Genomic DNA, 21813 nt, shown 5'->3' with positions numbered 1-21813 from the left:
CCAATTCTAAAATTGGCTCGATCCATACAAATTCTGTATCGCCATGGAATTCCGTCACCTCCGTTACTTTCTGGTGCTGGCCGAGGAGCTGCACTTCGGGCGCGCCGCCCGGCGCCTGTCGATCTCGCAGCCGCCGCTGTCGCTCAACATCCAGCAGCTGGAGGCGTCGGTGGGCGCCCGGCTGTTCGAGCGCGACAGCCGGGGCGTGCGGCTGACGGCGGCCGGCCGGGCGTTCCGGGAATCGGCCATCGCGCTGCTGGCCCAGGCGGAGTCGGCCCGGCTGCTGGCGCGCGAGATCGAGGCCGGCGCGGTGGGCCGGCTGCGCGTGGGCTTTGTCGGGTCGATGCTGTACCGGGGGCTGCCCCAGCGGCTCCAGGAATTTCAGGCGCGCTATCCGGGCATCCATGTGGCGTTGACCGAACTCAACTCGCAGGAGCAGATCGACGCGCTGCTGCATGGCGAACTGGATGCCGGCTTTGTCCACACCAGCCGGGTGCCCGACGAACTGGCGGCCACGCTGGCCCATTCGGAGCCCTTTGTCTGCTGCATGCCGGCCGATCACCCGCTGGCCACCCGCCCGGCGGTGGCGCTGGCCGACCTGCGCGGCGAGCCGTTCGTGCTGTTCTCGCGCAAGGCGTCGCCCGACTACTACAGCCGGATCTTCGACATGTGCGCCGCGCAGGGCTTCTACCCGCGCATCCGCCACGAGGTGCGGCACTGGCTGTCGGTGGTATCGCTGGTGTCGCAGGGCATGGGCGTGGCGGTGGTGCCGGCGGCCATGGCGCGCTCGGGCATGGCCGGCGCGGCGTTCCGGCCGCTGGCCGATGCCACGGTGCCGTCCGAGGTGTACTGCGTCTGGAAGCAGGCGCCCGACCATCCGGCGCGCGACCATTTCGTCGAAACGGTCCGGCAGGCCGCACCGGGGGCCTGAAAGAAAAAAGCCACTGGTCCAGAGAACCAGTGGCCTGAAGTACGCGTGGAACGGGGTGTTCAGCGTGCGTGCAGCTTATGCCCGGGGGCCGGGCGGTACCAATACCGCAAATGCGTTATTTGATTGGAAAAGTCGCCCGGACGGCCCAATTCCTGCGCCGGACGATGGTAATCCCCAAGGTCCGGCCCCGGTGTCATGTGCGCCCTGGATCAACCGCCTGCTGGACCGGCCGCGCCGACGGGATGTCGGTGGGCGTGACCACGGCGTAGAGATAGCGCCCGTTGCGCCAGTACTGGGCCATCAGGTTGCCCTCGGTCCGGGCGCCGTTGCGCAGGTGCAGCGCGCCGGAAGGCCGTACGTAATAGACGATGGCCTGCGCCTGCGGGTTGCGGTACAGGATCATCGCCGCCGGGCCCTGTTCGGTGGACATCAGCCGGCCGCCGACGGGCCGGAAGCCATGGGCCGAGAAATCGGGCAGCGGCGCTGGCTGCACGAAATGGCGGTCCAGCCAGACCTGGAGGTCGCGGGCGTCGCTGGCCCGGACGTCGACCATCTGCGCGGCATCGCCGGCGGCAAAGAGGCGGTAGGCCGACATCGCATCGGCCATCGGCAGGTAGGTCTGGCGCAGCGCCATGTCGCGCCCCTGCCAGCCGCCCACGCCGCCCAGGGCCAGCGCCATGACCAGCGAGGCGGCGACGGCCACGCGGTGCCGGGCGCGGTCGCGCAGGCCGCGGCGGATGCGGAACGGGTCGAGCCGGGCCGGGGTATCGGCTGGCGGCGGCTCCAGACTGGCGCGCAGGCGCTGCATGTCGTGCCGGATGGCGTCCACCTCCCGGGCCAGTTCGGGATGGCTGGCGACCAGGGCGTCGATCTGCGCACGCCGCGCGGCGTCCAGCTCGCCATCGACATAGGCGTGGAGTTCCGGTTCGGTGGGCATCAGCGTATTCATTTGAGCACCTGCAGGGGAGGACGGACGACCTTGCCGTCGGTCAGCGCGCGCAGCGCCTTGCGGGCGCGCGAGAGGCGGGACATCACGGTGCCGATGGGCACGTCGAGCGCCTGGGCGGCTTCCTGGTAGCTCAGCCCTTCCACGGTGACCAGCAGCAGCAGCGCGCGCTGTTCAGGGGGGAGCTGGTTGAAGCCGTCCAGCGCGGAGCGGGTCATCACCACGTCCTCGGCGGACGGCGCGCTGTCCTCGTCGCTGCCCACGCCGAACAGCGTCAGCAGGCCGGCATAGCGCTGGGCGCGGCGCTGGCCGTCCAGGAACAGCCGGTAGAGGATCGAGAACAGCCACGCGCGCAGGTCCGTGCCTGCCTGGCGGGACGCCCGGCGCGACAGCGCGCGCTCCAGGCAGGCCTGGACCAGATCGTCGGCGCTCGACGCGTTGCGCGTCAGCGAGACGGCAAAGCGGCGCAGCCGGGGAATCACTTCGCGCAGCGCGTCGTCGGTGAAATCGGGATCCATGGGATGAGGAATGGGGGTCGGTCTTCCGTATACGAATGGGGCCGGCGGCTATTCCCGCAAACATTACAAACGGCTAACAAGACCCCGGCTACAGCACGCAAGTGGCGCGAATGCTATACAATCGAGAACGATTTTTATTTACGTATCCGACAGGATTTTCCCTGTTGCGCGGCGGCGATCCCGCCTCTGGACTGGAAGCATATGCGGTTGCCTGAACTGCCCCGGCGCACGGTCGCCATCGTCAAGTCGGTGGATGATGCCACCCCGAACGACCCCGTCGCGCGACGCCTGCGCGATCTTGGCTTCGTGCCCGGCGAAACCGTGCAGATTGTCACGTTCGGCCCGTTCGGCAAGGACCCGCTGGTGGCCCAGGTAGGCTTCACGCGATTTGCCCTGCGCCGCTCGGAAGCCGAGCGCATCGCCGTGGAAGTGGCTTCGGCCACCGTCTCCAGCATCGCCCCGGCCGAGCAGGCCGGCCAGTCCGCCGCGTCCGACGCCGCCCAGCGCATCGCCTGACGGCCTGCCCGCCGACCTTTCTCCCCCCATCATGTCAGTTGCCCAGAACGCCTCCGCCTTGCGCATCGCGCTGGTCGGCAACCCCAATTGCGGCAAGACCGCCCTGTTCAACCGCCTGACCGGCAGCCGCCAGAAGGTGGCCAACTACGCCGGCGTGACCGTCGAGCGCAAGGAAGGCCAGTTCACGTCGCCGGCCGGCCGCACGGTTCGCATCCTCGACCTGCCCGGCGCTTACAGCCTGCATTCGGCCAGCCTGGACGAGGCCATCACGCGCGAGGTCTGCATGGGCCAGCGCCCCGGCGAGGCGCGGCCAGACCTGCTGGTGTCGGTGGTGGACGCCACCAACCTGCGTCTGCACCTGCGCTTCGTGCTGGAACTGCGCCGGCTGGGCCTGCCGATGGTGGTGGTGCTCAACATGAGCGACGCCGCCGCGCGGCGCGGCATCCTGATCGACCGCGAGGCGCTGTCGCGCGCGCTGGGCGTGCCCGTGGTGCAGACCGTGGCCGTCAAGCGCGATGGCGCCGCGGCGCTGGTGAAGCTGTTCGACGAGACGCTGCCGCCCGCCCCGGCCGCGCAGCCGCTGGACAGCGTGAGCGAGCTGGACACCCACGCCGAGGTCAAGCGCCTGCTGGACGCCGCCGTGAAGATGCCCGCCCGCACCGCCCGCTTCGACGACGCGGTGGACCGCGTGGTGCTGCATCCGGTGTTCGGCCTGGTGATCCTGGCCGTGCTGCTGTTCTTCATGTTCCAGGCCGTGTTCTCGTGGGCCGAGCCGATGATGGACGCCATCGAGGGCGGCATCCACGTGTTCGGCGCATGGCTGGGCGCCCTGATGCCCGACGGCATGCTCAAGAGCCTGCTGGTCGACGGCCTGATCGCCGGGCTGGGCAGCGTGGTGGTGTTCCTGCCGCAGATCCTGATCCTGTTCCTGTTCATCCTGACGCTTGAGGAATCGGGCTACCTGCCGCGCGCCGCGTTCCTGCTGGACCGGCTGATGATGGGCGCGGGGCTGTCGGGCCGGTCGTTCATCCCGCTGCTGTCGAGCTTTGCCTGCGCGATCCCGGGGATCATGGCCACCCGCACGATCCAGGACCCGCGCGACCGGCTGACCACGATCCTGGTGGCGCCGCTGATGACGTGTTCGGCGCGGCTGCCGGTCTATGCGCTGCTGATCGGCGCGTTCATCCCGGAACGGACCGTGGCCGGGCTGTTCAACCTGCAGGGGCTGGTGCTGTTCGTGCTCTACGTGGCCGGCATCGTCAGCGCGCTGGTGGTGGCCTACGTGCTGAAGTGGTTCCGCCGCGACCGCACCGACCATCCGCTGCTGATGGAGCTGCCGTCGTACCGGGTGCCGAATCCGCGCGACATCGCCATCGGGCTGTGGGAACGCGCGCGCATCTTCCTGGCCCGCGTGGGCAAGGTAATCCTGACGCTGACGGTGCTGCTGTGGTTCCTGGCCACGTTCCCGTCGCCGCCCGAAGGCGCCACGCTGCCGCCCATCGACTACAGCTTCGCGGGCATGATCGGCCGCGCGCTGGAGCACGTGTTCGCGCCAATCGGCTTCAACTGGCAGATCTGTATCGCGCTGGTGCCGGGCCTGGCCGCGCGCGAGGTGGCGGTGGGTGCGCTGGCCACGGTCTATGCGCTGTCGGGCAGCGACGAGGCGGTGGCCGTGCAGCTTGCGCCGATGATCGCCGCGCAGTGGTCGCTGGCCACGGCGCTGTCGCTGCTGGCGTGGTACGTGTTTGCGCCGCAGTGCATTTCCACGCTGGCGGTGATCCGTCGCGAGACCAATTCCTGGAAGGTGATGGCCGCATCGGCCGCCTACCTGACCGGGCTGGCCTACCTGGCGTCGTTCATCACCTATCGCGTGGCGCTGCTGCTGACCTGAACGGAGGAAACTGGCGTGCCGCACGCCAGTCAAACGGCCATGACGCTCTATCACGCCTTTGAAACCCTGATCGTTCCGCTGATCGTGCTGGCCTGCGCGATCCACGTGGCGGGCCGATACATGCCCCGCACGCGCGAGCGCATCAAGGCCAGTCTGGCGGCCACGCTAGGCGGCGCCTCGGCACCCGGCTGGCGCGGCTGGCTGGCCCGCCGGCTCTCGCCCACCCAGGCGGCGGGCTGCGCCTCGGGATGCGAAACCAACAGCGGATGCGGCACCTGCGGCTCGAATACCTCCAGCGGGGCAGGTTCCCCGGACAGCAAGACCAGTGACGAACAGATCATTCGCTTCGTCCGCAAAACCTGACTATCCACGAAAGCAAGCGACAAACATGAACGGCGACCCCAGGGTCGCCGTTTTTGCTTTGGGCGCCGATAAGCGTCTACCGCAAATAGCAATAGTCCGATTTGTCGCCTGCTTTTGATCGTCATTGGCTCAAGTCGAGATTGGCCGTTCTCAGTCGAATCGAAGCGGCGTAACGTCCTCGCGCCGGGATGGGTCTCGTCATCGTGCAGCCATATACAGCCCCCCTCCCGATCAAGCATTTACGCCTGCAAAGAGGGTCACAACATGAAAAGAAGGTGGTTGGGAGCACTGCTGTTAGCCATGACATGCATGGCGGGGTGCGACGCAGTGTCATCGCAACCCACGTATGGCGGATTGAGCATCGCGGGATTCAACTACACGCCGTACAACCTGAGCCGGTTTGTGATTACGGATGAGTATGGGAACAGCGCGAGTGGTGGGGGAGATCTGATGCCCGGATCTGGTGAGGGCTCCCTGAGTTGCTGCTACAACCTGAAAGGGACCGAATTCACGGTGAAGTGGCAGGTCTACGATGCGGACGAAGCGATCCGTTCCCTCGATGCTGGCGAGCGAATTCAGAAGATCAGCAAAACGACGCACGTCCATTTGCCCCCCACCGAGATGAAGGGAGAAGCGGGCATGCGGGTGCTGGGCTTGCACTTCTATCCTGATGATCACGTCGAATTCGAATTCAGAACGGATCTGCGCGGCTCTCGAATTCACTATGTGGAGATATGGAGCTGGCTACGCAAGACTCACCGGAAACTCATCAATCCAGATAACGAAGACGAGACCAGCGTTGTGTTTCGTCGAACTGCTCGCCTTGCCGCAGGCGGCTGGCTCAAGTACCGCCTCACCGATACAAAAGACCTCCAGCAATACGTCTATTTCACGCTGCTGAATCCGCGATTTGATCAGCATCCCGCCATCCAGCAAATCATTGCCGACACCAAGGACAAGCCGGGCGCGTTTGGCACGGCCATGGAGAGCCTGAGCGCGCCACTCGTTGAAGAACTGAAACGGGACAAGTTCAAGAAGGCCGCGACGGGAGTCACCAATGCTGAACCGACGCCCGGTGATTAACAACAGGGAATGAAGAACGTGCTGAAAGGGTCGAACATGAATAGAAAGCTGATAGGGATACTGCTTTTCGCCATGACATGGATGACAGGGTGCGACGCAGTGTCGTCAGAACCCGCTTATGGCGGATTGAGCATCGCAGGATTCAACTATACGCCGTACAACCTGAGCCGGTTTGTGATTACGGATGAGTTTGGGAACAGCGCGAGTGGTGGCGGTGACCTGCCACCTGGGTCTGGTGCCGGAAGACTTAGTTGCTGCTACAACCTGAAAGGGACCGATTTCACTGTGAAATGGGTGGTCTACGATGCGGACGAAGCGATCCGTTCCCTCGATGCGGGTGAGCGAATCCAGACGATCACGAAGACAGCAAAATTCCATCTGCCCGCAACCGAGATCAAGGGCGAGCCCGGCATGCGGGTACTCGGCTTGCACTTCTATCCAGACGACAGTTTGGACTTCGAATTCCGAACCGATCTGCGCGGCACACGGATCTTCTATTCAGACATTGATTCGTGGCTGTTCAAGAAGCAGGGGAAAACCTTTAATAGCACCATGGAAGATTGGGTTGCCTTCCGCAGAACGGCAAGGATCGCCGGACAAGGTTGGATCAAATACCGACTAACCGATACACAGGATCTGCAGCAGTACGTTTACTACACCCTCTTGGTCAATCCGAACTTCGACGCGCATCCCGCCATCCAGCAAATCATTGCCGACACCAAGGACAAGCCGGGCGCGTTTGGCACGGCCATGGAGAGCCTGAGCGCGCAACTCGTTGAAGAACTGAAACGGGACAAGTTCAAGAAGGCCGCGACGGAAGTCACCAATGCTGAACCGACGCCCGGTGATTGACAACAGGGAATGAAGAACGTGCTGAAAGGGTCGAACATGAATAGAAAGCTGATAGGGATACTGCTATTCGCCATGACATGGATGACAGGGTGCGACGCAGTGTCGTCAGTACCCACTTATGGCGGATTGAGCATCGCGGGATTCAACTACACGCCCTACAACCTGAGCCGGTTTGTGATTACGGATGAGTTTGGGAACAGCGCGAGTGGTGGGGGGGATCTGATGCCCGGATCCGGTGAGGGCTCCCTGAGTTGCTGCTACAACCTGAAAGGGACCGATTTCACTGTGAAATGGGTGGTCTACGATGCGGACGAAGCGATCCGCTCCCTCGATGCTGGCGAGCGAATTCAGACAATCAGCAAGACAACGCAAGTCCATTTGCCCCCTACCAAGATCAAGGGAGAAGCGGGCATGCGGGTCCTGGGCCTGCACTTCTATCCTGATGATCACGTGGAATTCGAGTTCCGAACAGATCTGCGCGGTACGCGGATTCAATACGCGGACATATGGGACTGGCTGCGAAAGACCCATAAAAATCTCATCAATCCTAACGAAGACCATAGCAGCGTCGAGTTTCGTCGAGCCGCACGCCTTGCCGCAGGCGGCTGGCTCAAGTACCGCCTCACCGATACAAAAGACCTCCAGCAATACGTCTATTTCACGCTGCTGAATCCGCGATTTGATCAGCATCCCGCCATCCAGCAAATCATTGCCGAGACCAAGGACAAGCCGGGCGCGTTTGGCACGGCCATGGAGAGCCTGAGCGCGCCACTCGTTAAAGAACTGAAACGGGATAAGTTCAAGAAGGCCGCGACGGAAGTCACCAATGCTGAACCGACGCCCGGTGATTAACAACAGGGAATGAAGAACGTGCTGAAAGGGTCGAACATGAATAGAAGGCTGATAGGGATACTGCTTTTCGTCATGACATGGATGGCAGGGTGCGACGTAGTGTCGTCAGAACCCGCTTATGGCGGATTGAGCATCGCGGGATTCAACTACACGCCGTACAACCTGAGCCGGTTTGTGATTACGGATGAGTATGGGAACAGCGCGAGTGGTGGCGGTGACCTGCCACCGGGGTCCGGTGCCGGAAGACTTAGTTGCTGCTACAACCTGAAAGGGACCGAATTCACGGTGAAGTGGCAGGTCTACGATGCGGACGAAGCGATCCGTTCCCTCGATGCTGGCGAGCGAATTCAGAAGATTAGCAAAACGACGCACGTCCATTTGCCCCCCACCAAGATCAAGGGAGATGCTGGCATGCGCGTGCTGGGACTGCACTTCTATCCTGATGATCACGTGGAATTCGAGTTCCGAACGGATCTGCGCGGTACGCGGATTCAATACGCGGATATATGGGACTGGCTGCGAAAGACCCATAAAAATCTCATCAATCCAAACGAAGACCATAGCAGCGTTGAGTTTCGTCGAGCCGCACGCCTTGCCGCAGGCGGCTGGCTCAAGTACCACCTCACCGATACGAAAGACCTCCAGCAATACGTCTATTTCACGCTGCTGAATCCGCGATTTGATCAGCATCCCGCCATCCAGCAAATCATGGCCGAGACCAAGGACAAGCCAGGTGCCTTCGGTGCAGCCATGGAGAACCTGGCTGCACCAATCGTCAAGGAATTGAAGCAGAACACGTTCAAGCAAGCTGCCACAGGAGGGAACCATGACTGACTCTTGGAAAATCGATCCTGCAGACGCCACACCCCACGAGGTGTACGACGGCATGCTCGTTTCTCACAAGGCACTCAAACGTGACGAGTGCATCCCGTGTGGCGCGATTGTCAAGATGGGGTTCTTCTTCGATGGCTTCGGACGTCACAGGGACCAGGACGATCCGAAGACATCCCGCTACTCGAATATCTGCCGACTCTGGGAAGCACATCGGGATAACGACGACTCCCGGCGCAAGGATTTCCCGAACCAGTTCTGGTACCCGTTCTACTACTCCGGCCTCGGCACACCGCTGAACAAGGACGCCGAGAACAGCGAGATTATCTCGGGGGCAACCAAGGCAGGAAAATCAGCGGTGAATCTCGCCACAAAGACGGCCACGAACACGGCCACGAAAGCAACCGGCGTGTCCAAGATCCTGGATATCCCAAAGATTCCCGGCAAGGTGGCAGAGAAGGCGTTATCCGAAGCCTTCGATGAGATGTCGTGGCGCCCGGTTGCAAGGATCCATGACGATATTCTCAAGGAAGCAAACGCCATCCCGGCCAAGGCTGGACGCGTACTGGCCTTTGCGAGCGAAAGCCGGTGGGTCGCGCGCGGCAAGGCATCGGTCCGGGCAGCGCTGTATGACATCAAGAAAAATCCGCTCAAGGCCGCGGCGGTTGCCGTGAAATCCATCGCCGTTGATATGGGAATCGATTCCATTCCCTTCCTGCGCGACAGCCATGCGGCCGCGATGGTGTTTGGAACCGGCGTCCACGACCGTCTGCAGTGTGCCTTGAAGCAATTCGAAGCGGCCTATCGCGATGTGACGTCGCAGATGGACAAGGTCCAATACATTGAAGTCTCGGTGTTTGGGGCGGATCGGGGCGGCGTGATCGCACGCGCGTTCGTGAATGAACTGGTTCGCAAGTACAAGCAGCGCACGGATCTGGATCTGCGTATCGGCGGCGAGTGGGGCAAGGAAGGCCATCCCATCGAAATCCGGTTTCTCGGCTTGCTCGATTCCGTGTCCTCGGTCATGGCCGCGAATGAGTTGCTCAGTATGGTGCCGGTCATCGGGATGGTTAAACAGCACCACGGCGACCGCGAGCTTGCCGTCCCTGCCATCGTCCAGAGATGCGTCCATTTTGCGGCGGCGCACGAACTGCGTTTCTATCAGCGGCTCGATAGCCTGGAGAAGACGCGGGGTGAGCAATATCTCTACCCGGGGACCAGCGAGGACATCACGGGTGGTGCCCCACCCGGGTCGTTGGGATTCCGTGGAGAACTGCAACGCATCGTACTGAGAGACATGTTGCATGAGGCGCTCATGGCCGGGGCAAGGCTCGACACGGTGCTAGAACTGGGGAACTATAAGCCGGAGACTTACGAAAAATTCTCGCTGGCGCCAAGCATCACCCAAGGCAACGCCAGTTACAAGATCCCGGATCTGATTTCTGCATATCGTGAACTCGTGCCGCGCAAGGAAGGGCTCGATTTCACCGCCCATATGGAAGTGTTTCTCCGCTGGCTGGCGGTGCGTTACCAGTCGCCGGCGTTTCGCACATTGCTGAACGAACCCGCCGAGGATCTGAAACGGCAGCATCGGGAAACGGCGCAGGCAGCCCGAGAGGCCGAAGACGCGTACCGGGCCGAAAGACAACGTACGTCCTTTGATCGCGAGGCGATGGCTGCGGCCTGGATCCGTATGTCCGAGGCACACGATGTCGAGCGCGAATCGCTTCGAAATGCGTTGGGAGCGTTGCAACGTCCCTCCATGAAGGTGTGGGACCGCATCGATGAGGAGGCGGCATCGCAAACGCGATGGCTGTCAACGCAGGCCGGTATAAAAAGGGCGGCAGACCTCGCCAAGACACAGCCTCACGACAATTACGACATGAAGAACGCGGCCGATACATTGGAGTCGATGCTAATGAGCCCCGAGGCACTGGCGCTTGCCACTGCGTGGAAGGAGGGCGCCACGGGCATGAAGCCACTGCCCGAGAAAGTCATGATGCTGTTCGACATGCTGGTTCATGACACGATGCTGACCAGTTGGCACGATCACGTCCTGTCGCCAACGTTGTACTTCCAGACGCGCGCTACCGATACCTTCGGCCTGACCGACGAAGTGGAGGAGGCAAAGCAGAGAGAACAGGATGAGACCCGGGCAAAGCGCATCGACGCGACGCCCGACATGAGGGAATCCACTCGGTGGTCGATTCAGTTTCCCCACTAACTCAATAGTACGTAGAAAGGGGGACGCTTCTCCCGTTTAGCCATAAAGAAGGCCCGCCATCGCGGCGGGCCTTCGTCCGTCCGGAGATCCTGAAGCCTTACTGCGCCGTGCCCGGAATCATCAGCGAGACCGGCGTGTCCGTGCCGGCCGTGCAGGTGGCCTTGAGCATGAACGGTCCCGAGCCAGTTGGCACGATATTGCGCGAGTTGTCGGTCAGCGCCGGAGTCAGCGTGACCGGCCCGCTCACCACGCTCCAGGCCCACGTGCCGTTGCAGTTCATGATGCCGTTGTCGTTGCCGCGCTCCATGATGTGTGCCGCCACCGGGATGCCGCCGCCCGGCACCACCAGCGGGTTCGGGCCATCGTAGACCAGCGCCCACTTCGGCGTCTCGGTGACCAGCAGCGTGGCGCGCGGCTTGGCGGACAGCGTCAGGCTGCCAGCCATCTCGGACAACATGCTCTGCAGCGGCAGCGACCCATTCGGCCGGCTCGTCGTCACCGTGGTGACGTGCGTGGTGCCGTTGATGAGCGCCGCCAGCGAGGGCGAGGTGGTGGTGATGGCCCACAGCCCAGTGAAATCGGCCGTTGCATCGATATTGTCGTTGCGCACCACCTGCGAGTTGTACTGCTGCGGATAGCCGTTGAGCACGTTCAGCGCGTTGATCTGCTGGCCGTACTGCGACAGCACCAGCCGGTACGTCTGCACGCTCGTCTTGAACACCGACACGGGGAATACGCCGGTCAGCGTGTTGCCGTCGGGCGCGGTCACCTGGACGCTGACGACGGACAGCGCGGGCGTGTCGCTGGTGTTCGCGCCGACCAGCGTACCCACGTTCGTCGCGCCGCTCACCTGGACCGCGGACGTGCTGCTGCGCCACGTCCAGCCCGTGCCGGCCGAAGAGCGATCCGCGCCGTCGCTGTCGATCAGCGATGCGGTCACCGGCAGCACCTGCCCGTTGGTCATCGATAGCACCGGATACGGCAGCGCCAGGCTGTAGGTGCGCGTGCCCGGCGCCACCACGGTAATCGTCGCGGCCACCTGCGGCAGCACGGTGGTGGCGCCGGCGCTGCCGGCCACCGTCGCGCCCACGGAGACCGTGGCCGTGCCGACGCCCACGCCCGTGACCACGGCGCTGCCGGGAACGGTGGCGCCCGCCACGGCGGCGATCGAGGGATGGCTGGACGACCATGTGAAGGTCGTCGCGCCCGTGACATCGTTGCCAAGGTCGTCCACGACCGACGCCGTCAGCGAGATCGTGCTGCCCACGCCCACCTGGCCCGACGTGCGGTTGATGACCAGCGTGTACGACTTGGCAACCGGCGTGGCCGTGCCGCCGCCCGGATTGCTGGCGCCCCCGCCTGTATCGGCCGGCGCCGTCGTGCCCGCGCCGGAGCCGCCGCCCCCGCCGCCCCCGCATGCCGCCATCAGCATCGCCGTCGCGATGCACGCGACCCAGCCGCTCCACTTGCGTGTGCGCATGATTTGTCCCCCGTTATTGTCGGTCCCGTCCCGAGTGCTATCAGCCTAGGCGCGATAGGCAAGGTCCTGTACCGGCCAGATGATTGAGCGGCGGCGCACATATCGGGTGGAGGTCCCCCGATCGGGCTAGGGCTGGGCGCCCCGGAATACGCCGGCGGTTGACGGGTCCGCGCGTTTTGCACTACGCTTTGTCGTCCGTCCTGCCCCCAGGCCGGGCCGACCCTTCTACCCGGTACGATGCAAGCCACTTCCCTCGACCTCCGCCACGCCGCTGATGCCCCGCGCATCGGTGCCGCCGTGCGCGTGCGCGTCGCGGGCCTGCTGTCGTGCCGCGCCCTGCGCGCTTCCTCGCTACTGCTAAGCCTACCGATCGGTTGCCGGGCCTAGTGCCGCGTGGCAGTTCGGCAGCCTTTCGCCACTCTTTTCCCTATTTTTTGTCGACGTGAAGCGTGCGCGTGCGCGCGGCGCCTTGCGTTGCCACTTTCCCGCGAGGAAGGAGATTTCCATGCCCATGTTGCCCAACCCGTCCGCCAAGTACCGTCCCGCCACCGTTGTCGACATCCCCGACCGCACCTGGCCGTCGCGCCAGATCACGCGCGCGCCGCGCTGGATGAGCACCGACCTGCGCGACGGTAACCAGGCCCTGATCGAGCCGATGAACAGCGCCCGCAAGCTGCGCTTCTTCGAGCAACTGGTGGCGGTGGGCCTCAAGGAGATCGAGGTCGCCTTTCCGTCGGCGTCGCAGACCGATTTCGATTTCGTCCGCATGCTGATCGAGCAAAACCGCATTCCGGACGACGTGACGATCGTCGTGCTGACCCAGGCCCGCGAAGACCTGATCCGCCGGACCGTGGAATCGGTGCGCGGCGCCCGGCGCGCCACGGTCCACCTGTACAACCCCATCGCGCCGGCGTGGCGGCGCATCGTCTTCAATGCCTCGCGCGAGGAGATCAAGGAAGTGGCCGTGTCGGGCACGCGCCTGATTCGCGCGCTGACCGACACCATGCCGGAAACCGCGTGGTCGTACGAGTATTCGCCCGAGACCTTCAGCCTGGCCGAGCTCGATTTCTCCCTGGAAGTGTCCGACGCCGTGTCGGCCGTCTGGCAGCCCGACGCCGCCCGGCCGATGATCCTGAACCTGCCCACCACGGTGGAATGCAGCACGCCGAACGTCTTCGCGGACCAGATCGAATGGATGCACCGGCGCCTGGCGCGGCGCGAGCACATCGTGCTGTCCGTGCATCCGCATAACGACCGCGGCACCGCCGTGGCGGCGGCCGAACTGGCCGTGATGGCCGGCGCCGACCGCGTGGAAGGCTGCCTGTTCGGCAACGGCGAGCGCACCGGCAACGTCGACCTGGTCACGCTGGCGCTGAACCTCTACACGCAGGGCGTGGACCCGGAGCTCGATTTCTCTGATATCGACGCGGTGCGCCAGTGCGTGGAGCACTGCAACCAGTTGCCCGTGCATCCGCGCCATCCGTACGTCGGCGACCTGGTGTTCACGGCGTTCTCCGGCTCGCACCAGGACGCCATCCGCAAGGGCTTTGCGCAGCAGAAGCCTGACGCGATCTGGGAAGTGCCCTACCTGCCGATCGACCCGGCCGACGTGGGCCGCAGCTACGACGCCGTGATCCGCGTGAACAGCCAGTCCGGCAAGGGCGGCATGGCGTACCTGCTGGAGCAGGTGCACGGCATCTACATGCCGCGCCGGCTGCAGATCGAGTTCAGCCGCGCCGTGCAGGCGATGACCGACGAGACCGGCCTGGAAGCCAGCGCGGAAGACCTCTACGCGCTGTTCCGCCGCGAGTATCTGGACGTCGACGCGCCGGTGCGATTTGTCTCGCACCGCATGGTGTCCACGGCCGACAACGCCGTCGAGATCGAGATGGAACTGGTACGCGACGGCCAGCCGGCACGGGTACGCGGCAAGGGCAACGGGCCGATCGACGCGGCAGTCGACGCGTTCTCGCGCGGCCTGGGCATTGCCGTGCGCGTGATGGACTACCACGAGCACGCCATGACCACGGGCGCCGATGCCAATGCGGCCTGCTACGTCGAGGTGCGGGTCGGGGATTCGCCCACGGGCTTTGGTGCCGGCGTGGACGCCAGCATCGTCACCGCATCGCTGAAAGCCATGGTGTCGGGCGTGAACCGCCATCTGCAGGCCCGCGGCGGCGAGCAGGCCCGGGCCGCCTGAGCGGGCAACGCTGGCGCTGCCAGCGTGAAAAGCTGGTGTGCCCTGCCCCCACAGGGCACACCCTAAAAGACGTCCTGGCGGACGCCCACGACATGCGCGGTGCACGACCACGAGCGCACAGCGTACGGGCGCCGCGCCACGCGCGCCACGAATAAATCCGCATGTCCATAGAAGCTTCGGCGGCCGCTGGCAAGCACCGACAATGATCTGTCGCGCATACGCGACGCGCGGGCAGGGAGTTCCTGTCGGCTGTTGTTCACTTGTTTTGCGTCAAGGTTGAGCGCCTTTTCGCACGACACACTGGTCGCACTTTTTTCGATGTCCCGTGCTTGACCACCATGACAACTGCCAACACTCCCCGCCGCAAATCCCTCGTTTCCTCGCTCTGCATGGCGCTTGCCGCCGCCACGATCGGCACCCTTGCCGCGCCGGCCATCGCCGCCGACGACGCCCAGGGCAACTGGATGGTCCGCCTGCGCGGGACGTACCTGGACATGGCCAACAAGTCCGACCCCGTGGGCGGTGTCGGCGCGTCGGACCGGATCCACGTCAACAACAAATGGATTCCCGAAGTCGACATCACGTACTTCATCGTGCCGCACATCGCCGCCGAGCTGGTGCTGACCTACCCGCAGAAGCAGGACGTCAGCCTGGACGGCAGCCGGATCGGCTCCTTCAAGCACCTGCCGCCCAGCCTGCTGCTGCAGTACCACTTCCTGCCGAACGGCACCTTCCGCCCGTACGTGGGCCTGGGCGTGAACGCCACGCGCGTCTACGGCGTGGACCTGGCCGGCGGCACGCTGGGCCTGGACCGCTGGAGCGTGGGCCCAGCGGTGCAGATCGGCATGGACTACAAGATCAACAAGAACTGGTTCCTGAACGTCGACGCCAAGAAGGTCTGGATCTCCAGCAACGTGTACTCGAATGGCGTGAAGGTCTCCACGGTCAACCTCGATCCGTGGCTGTTCAGCGCGGGCGTCGGCTACCGCTTCTGAGATCTGGCGCGGCAGCGCCCAGGCACTTTCCACTTGTCTCCTCGAGGAAGGGCCGCCCAACCGGCGACCTTTCCGTCTCACTGCGCGCGGCAATCCCGCGCGCTTTTTTATGGGCGCGCGGGCGGGGACGGGATAGGGGGACGGGGGGACGCCACGAGGACCGTGGCGCCAGTGGGTCAGCGGAAGGCCGGCTCGTCGAAGCTGCGCAGCTTGCGGGAATGAAGCTGCTCGACGCCGTTCTCGCGCAGGATGCGGATTGCTTCGAGCCCGATCGTCATGTGCTGGCTGACGCGCTGGCGATAGAACGCGTTGGCCATGCCGCGCAGCTTCAGTTCGCCGTGCAGCGGCTTGTCGGACACGCACAGCAGCGTGCCGTACGGCACCCGCAGCCGGAAGCCGTTGGCGGCCACGGCCGCGCTTTCCATGTCGATGGCGATGGCGCGCGACTGGTTGAAGCGCGCGTAGAGCGACTTCGATTTCAGTTCCCAGTTGCGGTCGTCGGTGGACACCACCGTGCCGGTGCGCATGCGGGTCTTCATCTCGGTGCCGGACAGCCCCGTGACGCGCGCCACGGCCTCCTGCAGCGCCACCTGGATCTCGGCGATCGGCGGCACCGGCACCCACGGCGGCAGATCGTGGTCCAGCACGTGGTCGTCGCGCACGTAGGCGTGCGCCAGCACGTAGTCACCGAGTTGCTGGGACCGGCGCAGGCCGCCGCAGTGGCCCACCATCAGCCAGCAATGCGGCCGCAGCACGGCCAGGTGGTCGGTCATGGTCTTGGCGTTCGACGGGCCCACGCCGATGTTCACGAGCGTCACGCCCAGCCCGTCCTCGCGCACCAGGTGGTAGGCCGGCATCTGCGGCAGCGCGCGCGGCCGCGTGGCGTCCTCGGGCTCCACGCCGCCAAGGTCCTGCACCACGTCGCCCGGTTCGACGAACCGCACGTAGCCGTCGCCGCCATCGGTCGACATCAGGCTGCGGCCCAGCGCCACGAATTCGTCGACGTAACGCTGGTAGTTCGTGAACAGCACGAAGCGCTGGAAATGCTGCGGCGCCGTGCCCGTGTAGTGGTACAGCCGCTGCAGCGCCAGGTCCACCCGTTCGGCGGAGAACAGCGACAGCGGCCACGCCTCGCCCGGCGTGGGCTCGAAGGTACCGTTGGCGATGGAGTCGTCGATCCGGCTCAGTTCGGGCAGCACGAACGACGCTTCCAGCTCGCGGGCCTGCGTGTAGCTGATGTCGGTGGTCGACGCCTCGATCACGAACGGCAGCGGGATCGGCCGGCGCGACAGGCCCACGACCACCGGCACGCGGTGATAGCGCATCAGGCGCTCGATCTGGTCGCGGTAGTAGTCGCACAACAGGTCCGGCCGGGTCACCGTGGTGCCGTAGACGCCGGGGTAGGCCACCGTGCCCCACGACGGGCGGCTGTCGGTGACCATCGTCTCCAGGTTGACGGAGATGCCGAGGTACGGATAGCACGCGTGCGCGGCCGACGGCAGGGGCTTGCCCTGGGCGAACGCGTCGAAGCGCGCGCGCACCGCCGCCACGGAGCTGTCGTAGATCTCGCGGATGCGCGCCAGCGCGTCATCGGCATCGCTGAATTCGGCCAACTGGTCGGCCGGGTGTGCGGAAGAGAAGATCGGGGCGTCCATGGCAGCCATCATACCGCCAGCCTTGGCGCCGCGACAGGCCATCGGGCCCCGCCGCCGGCGCGCGCTGGCGGGGGCGTTGCTGCGTGCGGACGCTCGCACTCCGCGGCCAAAGTTGTTTGACGCCGCCGCATCCGCTTCGCTACACTCTGCGCCGAAATACGCGACAAATCAGCGCGATACATCGCGCGAATCGCGGCGCAGCCGCTCTGCGTCCCCCACTTCCGGAGGGGCTGCTCGCATGCGCTCCGGAATCACGCAGGAGGAATTGTCGATGGAAATCCGTAATCCGTTGCCCGCCGAGATCGAGGCAGCCCGGCTGCTGCTGGCTGCCAACGGCTGGGAACAACGGGTCGGCAATCCCGAGCGCTTTGCCCAGCTCATCGCCAACTCGCAGCGCGTGGCGGTGGCCGTGGAGCACGGCGAAGTCATCGGCTTCGCACGCGCCCTGTGCGACGACATCTCCAACGGCTATATCTCGATGGTCGCGGTCGCGCCCCAGCACCGGCGGCGCGGCATCGGCCGCGCGCTGCTGCGCCACGTGATGGGCAACGATCCCGACATCACGTGGGTCCTGCGCGCGGCGCGGTCCTCGGAGGCGGCCTTCTTCGGCCAGCTTGGCTTTACGCCCTCGATGGTGGCGATGGAGTGGCGCCGCCGCTAGGCCGCCTACTGCGCCATCGCGCGCCGGAATTCCTCGGCCGTACCCATCTGGCGGAACAGCTTGCCGCCCGGCGCGAACCGGTCTGCCGACGACAACCCGCCCACCACCACCGGTTCGAATCCCACCTCCCGCACCAGTGCCGATGCCACGGCCAGCGCCTCGGCATCGTCGGCCGCCAGCGGCACCGCCATCGGCGGCCCGCTGCGGTGGCTTTCCCGCGTAAATTCCGCCGCGCCCGTGAAATTGAACGCGCGGACAATGCGCGCACCCTTCAGGTACTTGGCCGTCGTCGCGCCGATGCCGTTGGCCTTGACCTCGTCGACGATGGCGCCGTCGCGCGCCGCGATGGCGTTGGTGGCGTCGAGCACGATCTTGCCCTGCCAGCGGTGCTGCTGCCCCACCTCGGGCACCGCGCTGTAGGGCACGGCCAGCAGGATCACGTCGGCAAAGGCCAGCGCCTGGGCCACCGTGCCGGTGCGGGCCAGCGGGCCCAGCGGATCGGCCAGCGACTTCAGTTCCTCGGGATGGCGCGACGCGAACATTACCGGATGGCCGGCCTTGACGAACAGGCTGCCCACGGCGCCGCCCAGCCGGCCCGATCCGACCACGCCGATCTTCAACCGCGCCGGCTCGCGCGTGCCCTGGGCCATGGCATGGCCGGCCGGCACCGTCAGCAGCACGCTCCAGCCGCCCGCGATCAGCACCCTGCGCCGCCCGTGCGACATCCCGCGAAATCCGTGTGCCATGGCCTGTCTCCCGCTTGCTTCCTCCGATCACTCTAGGCGAAAACACGCGCCAGCGAGCCGCTGGCCTGTCACGGGAATGTCACGTCCGGCGCCCCGGACCGGCGCGCGGCCATGTGACGCAGACGCCTCACGCCCGGCTCGCCCCGCCATAACAGCAACGCCCCGGCACCTGCCGGGGCGTACCCGTTTCTGCGGGCCTTATTCGGGCTGGATATTGGCCGCCTTGATGATGCGGCCCCACTTGTCCGATTCCTGCGACTGGAACTTGGCCAGCTCGGCCGGCGTGCTGGTGAAGATGTCGGTACCCGTGGTCTTGTAGAAGTTCGACGCCGTCTCGCTCCTGGCCGCCTTCACCAGCATCTGGTTCAGCTTGGTCACCACGGCGGGCGGCGTGCCGGCCGGGGCGTAGGCCGCGAACCAGTAGCTCATCTCGTAGCCCTTGACGCCGGCCTCGTCGATGGTCGGCACGTCGGGCGCCAGCGGCGAGCGCGCCTTGCCGGACACGCCCAGCGCGCGCAGCTTGCCGGTTTTCACCTGCGGCAGGCCGGTGGCCGTGTCGGTGATCATCATCTGGATCTGGTTGCCCAGCAGGTCGGTGATTGCCAGCGGATTGCTCTTGTACGGCACGTGCAGAAGCTGCACGTGGGCCATCTGCTGGAACAGCTCGCCGGCGATGCGCGACGACGAACTGCCGCTGCCGAAGCTGAGCTTGCCCGGTTCCTTCTTCGCCAGCGCGATGAATTCCCCGACGGTCTTGGCCGGCACCTGCGGATTGACCACCATGATCTGCCCACCCCGGCCCAGCGCGGACAGCGGCGCGTAGTCCTTCACCGGGTCGTACGGCAGCTTCTTGAACAGGTGCTCGTTGGCGGCGTGCGTGGTGTTGGTGGTGATCAGCACCGTGTAGCCGTCCGGCGCGGCCTTGGCGACGTCGGTGGCGGCGATGAAGCCATTGGCGCCGGGCTTGTTGTCGACCACGACAGTGGCCTTGCTGTCGACCGTGACGGCCTGCCCGATGGCCCGGGCAAGCTGGTCCGTGGCGCTGCCGGCCGCGAACGGCACGACAAAGCGGATCGGCTTGTCCGGGAACTCGGCCCAGGCGCTGCCCGCGGGCAGGGCCAGGCACGCGAACGTGGCAAGGGCGGCAACGGCCAGCGGCCTGCGAATTCCGTACATCTGTGTCTCCTCGAATCGTTTTGACATTGGGACGGCTCGGCAATCATGCAGTGCCGCCGGCGAGCCGCGGCGGCAGGGGGATCGGCAGGCCCAGCAGCAGGAACGCGAGTGCCTTGCCGTGGGTGTCCAGGTTCAGCGCGTCGTTGACGCCGCCGTCCAGCACGCCGTCGATCACGAAGTTCATGGCCTGGATGGACGGCACCACGTACCGCCTGACAGCCGTGGGCCGGCGCGCGGCAAACAGCGCGCGCACGGCGTCTTCGGTAACGTGGGCCACGAGGTGGTCGAAGTCGCGCGCATCGTAGGCAATCACGCTGATGTTCGAGCGGTCGCCCTTGTCGCCGGTGCGGCCGTGGGCAAGCTGGTAGAGCGGCACGGTGTGGGTCGTGTTCATGGCGGCTCCGGGGTCAGGCGTCGACAAAGGCATGGCGGACGGTCACCGCATCGCGCGGCACCAGGCAGGACGTGGCGTTCAGCCGCGCGCGCATGGCCGTGCGCACGCCCCCGCCGCCGGCCGGGCCGCAGGTATAGAGCGCGTTGACCTCGCGCAGCAGCGCCTGGGCGACGGCCTGGTCCTCGTGGGCCAGCGCGGCCCGCAGGCGCACGTCGCGCGCGGCGGCCTCGCCGGCCTGCGGCTGCGCCAGCATCGTCCCGGCATCGTCGCCAAACACGCTCAGCACGCCGATCAGGTCGAAGCGGATCGCCACGTCGAAGCCCAGCATCTGCATGCGCCGGCGCACGATATCGGCGGCCAGCCGGGCGCGCGCGGCGGCGTTGGGGCCGGCATAGGAAATCTCGCCCTCGGCAAACCAGCCGCCGTGGTGGAACAGGTTGGCCTTCAGTTGCGCCGGGCGGGCATGGCCGCGGATGTTGCGCACGGCCACGCGGTCGGGGCCCACCTGCTCGACGCTGACCGCGCCGATATCGGCCACCACGTCGGGCGTCAGGTAGGCGCAGGGGTCGTGCACTTCGTAGAGCAGTTGTTCCTTGACGGTGCGCAGGTCGACGCAGCCGCCGGTATCGGCCGCCTTGAAGATCTCGATGCCACCGTCGGCGTCTAGCCGGGCGATCGGGAAGCCCACCGCGTGCACGTCGGGCACGTCCTTCATGCCGGGATCGGCAAAGTAGCCGCCGCTGACCTGCGCGCCGCATTCCAGCAGGTGCCCGGCCATGGTGGCGGCGGCCAGCCGGTTCCAGTCGTCCCAGGCCCAGCCGAAGTGCGCCATCGCCGGCCCCACGGCCAGCGCCGGGTCGGCCACGCGGCCGCAGACCACCACCTGGGCGCCGTCGCGCAGCGCATCGGCAATCCCCTGCGCGCCGATGTACGCGTTGGCGCAGACAAAGCGCGCGTCCGGAAACGCGTCGCCGACGATGCCGCGCAGCAACTCGCGCCCGGCGTCGTGCGACAGGTCGTCGCCCTCCACCACCGCCACGCGCGGCCGTGGCAGCCCCAGTTCGGCAGCCAGCGCGACGATGCGCCGCGCGGCCGCCCGCGGATTGGCGGCGCCGAAATTGCCGATGATCGGGATGCCGTGGCCCAGGCACAGGCCCAGCACCGGCGTCATCAGGTGGTCCAGCAGCGGCTCGTAGCCATGTTCGGGGTTGTTGCGGCGCGCCAGTTGCGCCAGCGCCAGCGTGCGTTCGGCCAGCGTCTCGAAGATCAGCGCGGCCGGGCCGCCGGCGGCAATCAGCGTGCGCACCACGGGCAAGGCGGCATCGGTGCGGTCGCCGGAGAATCCGGCGCCGGACCCGATCAGCAGGGGAGCAGTCATGGGCGTGGCAGCGTCTGGCAGGAGTGAACGGCGATCCCATTCTAGGGCCGGCTTCTGCCCCGCCAAAACGGATTATTTGGATTAATCTATCGACTTCCCAGATCAATCCTCCGCCCCCACC

The 21813-nt window shown here is 65.6% G+C and carries 20 protein-coding genes; 12 read left to right on the top strand and 8 right to left on the bottom strand.

Going from position 1 to position 21813, the window contains the following annotated elements; translation table 11 throughout:
- Positions 1 to 43 precede the first annotated feature (43 nt).
- Positions 44 to 931, top strand: a complete 888-nt coding sequence (locus tag EHF44_RS22185; protein ID WP_124685854.1) for a LysR substrate-binding domain-containing protein — start codon at positions 44 to 46, stop codon at positions 929 to 931.
- A gap of 193 nt (positions 932 to 1124) precedes the next feature.
- On the opposite strand, the gene EHF44_RS22180 is transcribed toward EHF44_RS22185, so the two are convergent.
- Positions 1125 to 1880 carry an anti-sigma factor family protein gene (locus EHF44_RS22180; RefSeq protein ID WP_124685853.1) on the bottom strand — a complete coding sequence of 252 codons (756 nt, stop codon included), beginning with the start codon at positions 1878 to 1880 and terminating at the stop codon, positions 1125 to 1127.
- On the bottom strand, positions 1877 to 2395 hold the full coding sequence (locus EHF44_RS22175; RefSeq protein ID WP_124685852.1) for a sigma-70 family RNA polymerase sigma factor: 519 nt from the start codon (positions 2393 to 2395) through the stop codon (positions 1877 to 1879). The genes EHF44_RS22180 and EHF44_RS22175 overlap by 4 nt, the downstream gene beginning before the upstream one ends.
- A gap of 201 nt (positions 2396 to 2596) precedes the next feature.
- Between EHF44_RS22175 and EHF44_RS22170 the strand changes: the two genes are divergently transcribed.
- The 8 genes from EHF44_RS22170 (at position 2597) to EHF44_RS22135 (ending at position 11007) form a co-directional block, all read left to right on the top strand.
- Positions 2597 to 2911: a FeoA family protein gene (locus EHF44_RS22170; protein ID WP_124685851.1), complete on the top strand. Its 315-nt coding sequence runs from the start codon at positions 2597 to 2599 to the stop codon at positions 2909 to 2911.
- Positions 2912 to 2942: 31 nt separating this feature from the next.
- Positions 2943 to 4802, top strand: coding sequence for a ferrous iron transport protein B (gene feoB / locus EHF44_RS22165; protein ID WP_124685850.1), 1860 nt, complete (start codon positions 2943 to 2945; stop codon positions 4800 to 4802).
- 39 nt (positions 4803 to 4841) lie between these two features.
- Positions 4842 to 5165, top strand: coding sequence for a DUF6587 family protein (locus EHF44_RS22160; RefSeq protein ID WP_124685849.1), 324 nt, complete (start codon positions 4842 to 4844; stop codon positions 5163 to 5165).
- A 354-nt stretch (positions 5166 to 5519) separates the two neighbouring features.
- Positions 5520 to 6248 carry a DUF3304 domain-containing protein gene (locus EHF44_RS22155; protein WP_253700331.1) on the top strand — a complete coding sequence of 243 codons (729 nt, stop codon included), beginning with the start codon at positions 5520 to 5522 and terminating at the stop codon, positions 6246 to 6248.
- 9 nt (positions 6249 to 6257) lie between these two features.
- On the top strand, positions 6258 to 7100 hold the full coding sequence (locus tag EHF44_RS22150) for a DUF3304 domain-containing protein (protein ID WP_253700330.1): 843 nt from the start codon (positions 6258 to 6260) through the stop codon (positions 7098 to 7100).
- 9 nt (positions 7101 to 7109) lie between these two features.
- Entirely contained in the window at positions 7110 to 7952 is an 843-nt protein-coding gene (locus EHF44_RS22145; RefSeq protein WP_253700329.1) for a DUF3304 domain-containing protein, read from the top strand.
- Positions 7953 to 7961: 9 nt separating this feature from the next.
- Positions 7962 to 8786: a hypothetical protein gene (locus EHF44_RS22140; RefSeq protein WP_367613715.1), complete on the top strand. Its 825-nt coding sequence runs from the start codon at positions 7962 to 7964 to the stop codon at positions 8784 to 8786.
- The gene (locus EHF44_RS22135) at positions 8779 to 11007 is read left to right on the top strand and encodes a DUF2235 domain-containing protein (protein WP_124685847.1); all 2229 of its coding nucleotides are present in this window, start codon (positions 8779 to 8781) and stop codon (positions 11005 to 11007) included. Before EHF44_RS22140 ends, EHF44_RS22135 begins: the two co-directional genes overlap by 8 nt.
- Before the next feature lie 97 nt (positions 11008 to 11104).
- Here EHF44_RS22135 and EHF44_RS22130 read toward each other — a convergent pair whose 3' ends face one another.
- The gene (locus EHF44_RS22130) at positions 11105 to 12487 is read right to left on the bottom strand and encodes a hypothetical protein (RefSeq protein WP_253700327.1); all 1383 of its coding nucleotides are present in this window, start codon (positions 12485 to 12487) and stop codon (positions 11105 to 11107) included.
- A gap of 511 nt (positions 12488 to 12998) precedes the next feature.
- On the opposite strand from EHF44_RS22130, the gene leuA reads away from it, so the two are divergent.
- A complete protein-coding gene (leuA, locus tag EHF44_RS22125) occupies positions 12999 to 14687 on the top strand; it encodes a 2-isopropylmalate synthase (RefSeq protein ID WP_172966197.1) in 1689 nt (562 codons plus the stop codon).
- Between the two features lie 338 nt (positions 14688 to 15025).
- Entirely contained in the window at positions 15026 to 15682 is a 657-nt protein-coding gene (locus tag EHF44_RS22120; protein ID WP_437340351.1) for an OmpW/AlkL family protein, read from the top strand.
- 176 nt (positions 15683 to 15858) lie between these two features.
- On the opposite strand, the gene EHF44_RS22115 is transcribed toward EHF44_RS22120, so the two are convergent.
- On the bottom strand, positions 15859 to 17349 hold the full coding sequence (locus tag EHF44_RS22115) for an AMP nucleosidase (protein WP_124685845.1): 1491 nt from the start codon (positions 17347 to 17349) through the stop codon (positions 15859 to 15861).
- Positions 17350 to 17608: 259 nt separating this feature from the next.
- Here EHF44_RS22115 and EHF44_RS22110 point away from each other — a divergent pair, with 259 nt between their 5' ends.
- Positions 17609 to 17998, top strand: coding sequence for a GNAT family N-acetyltransferase (locus tag EHF44_RS22110; protein ID WP_124685844.1), 390 nt, complete (start codon positions 17609 to 17611; stop codon positions 17996 to 17998).
- A gap of 5 nt (positions 17999 to 18003) precedes the next feature.
- Here the strand turns inward: EHF44_RS22110 and EHF44_RS22105 are convergent, their stop codons facing one another.
- From EHF44_RS22105 to EHF44_RS22090, 4 genes are all read right to left on the bottom strand, one after another.
- Positions 18004 to 18744 (bottom strand): NADPH-dependent F420 reductase, encoded by a 741-nt coding sequence (locus tag EHF44_RS22105; protein WP_124685843.1) that lies wholly within the window; start codon positions 18742 to 18744, stop codon positions 18004 to 18006.
- A 198-nt stretch (positions 18745 to 18942) separates the two neighbouring features.
- The gene (locus tag EHF44_RS22100; protein ID WP_124685842.1) at positions 18943 to 19920 is read right to left on the bottom strand and encodes a Bug family tripartite tricarboxylate transporter substrate binding protein; all 978 of its coding nucleotides are present in this window, start codon (positions 19918 to 19920) and stop codon (positions 18943 to 18945) included.
- Between the two features lie 43 nt (positions 19921 to 19963).
- Entirely contained in the window at positions 19964 to 20314 is a 351-nt protein-coding gene (locus tag EHF44_RS22095; protein ID WP_124685841.1) for an AtuA-related protein, read from the bottom strand.
- A 13-nt stretch (positions 20315 to 20327) separates the two neighbouring features.
- Entirely contained in the window at positions 20328 to 21692 is a 1365-nt protein-coding gene (locus tag EHF44_RS22090) for an acyclic terpene utilization AtuA family protein (RefSeq protein WP_124685840.1), read from the bottom strand.
- Between the last annotated feature and the right edge of the window lie 121 nt (positions 21693 to 21813).

It is taken from the genome of Cupriavidus pauculus (assembly GCF_003854935.1).
GTDB lineage: Bacteria > Pseudomonadota > Gammaproteobacteria > Burkholderiales > Burkholderiaceae > Cupriavidus > Cupriavidus pauculus_C.
The sequence above is the reverse complement of the archived record's forward strand: the minus strand, read 5'-3'. Positions and strand labels throughout refer to the sequence as shown.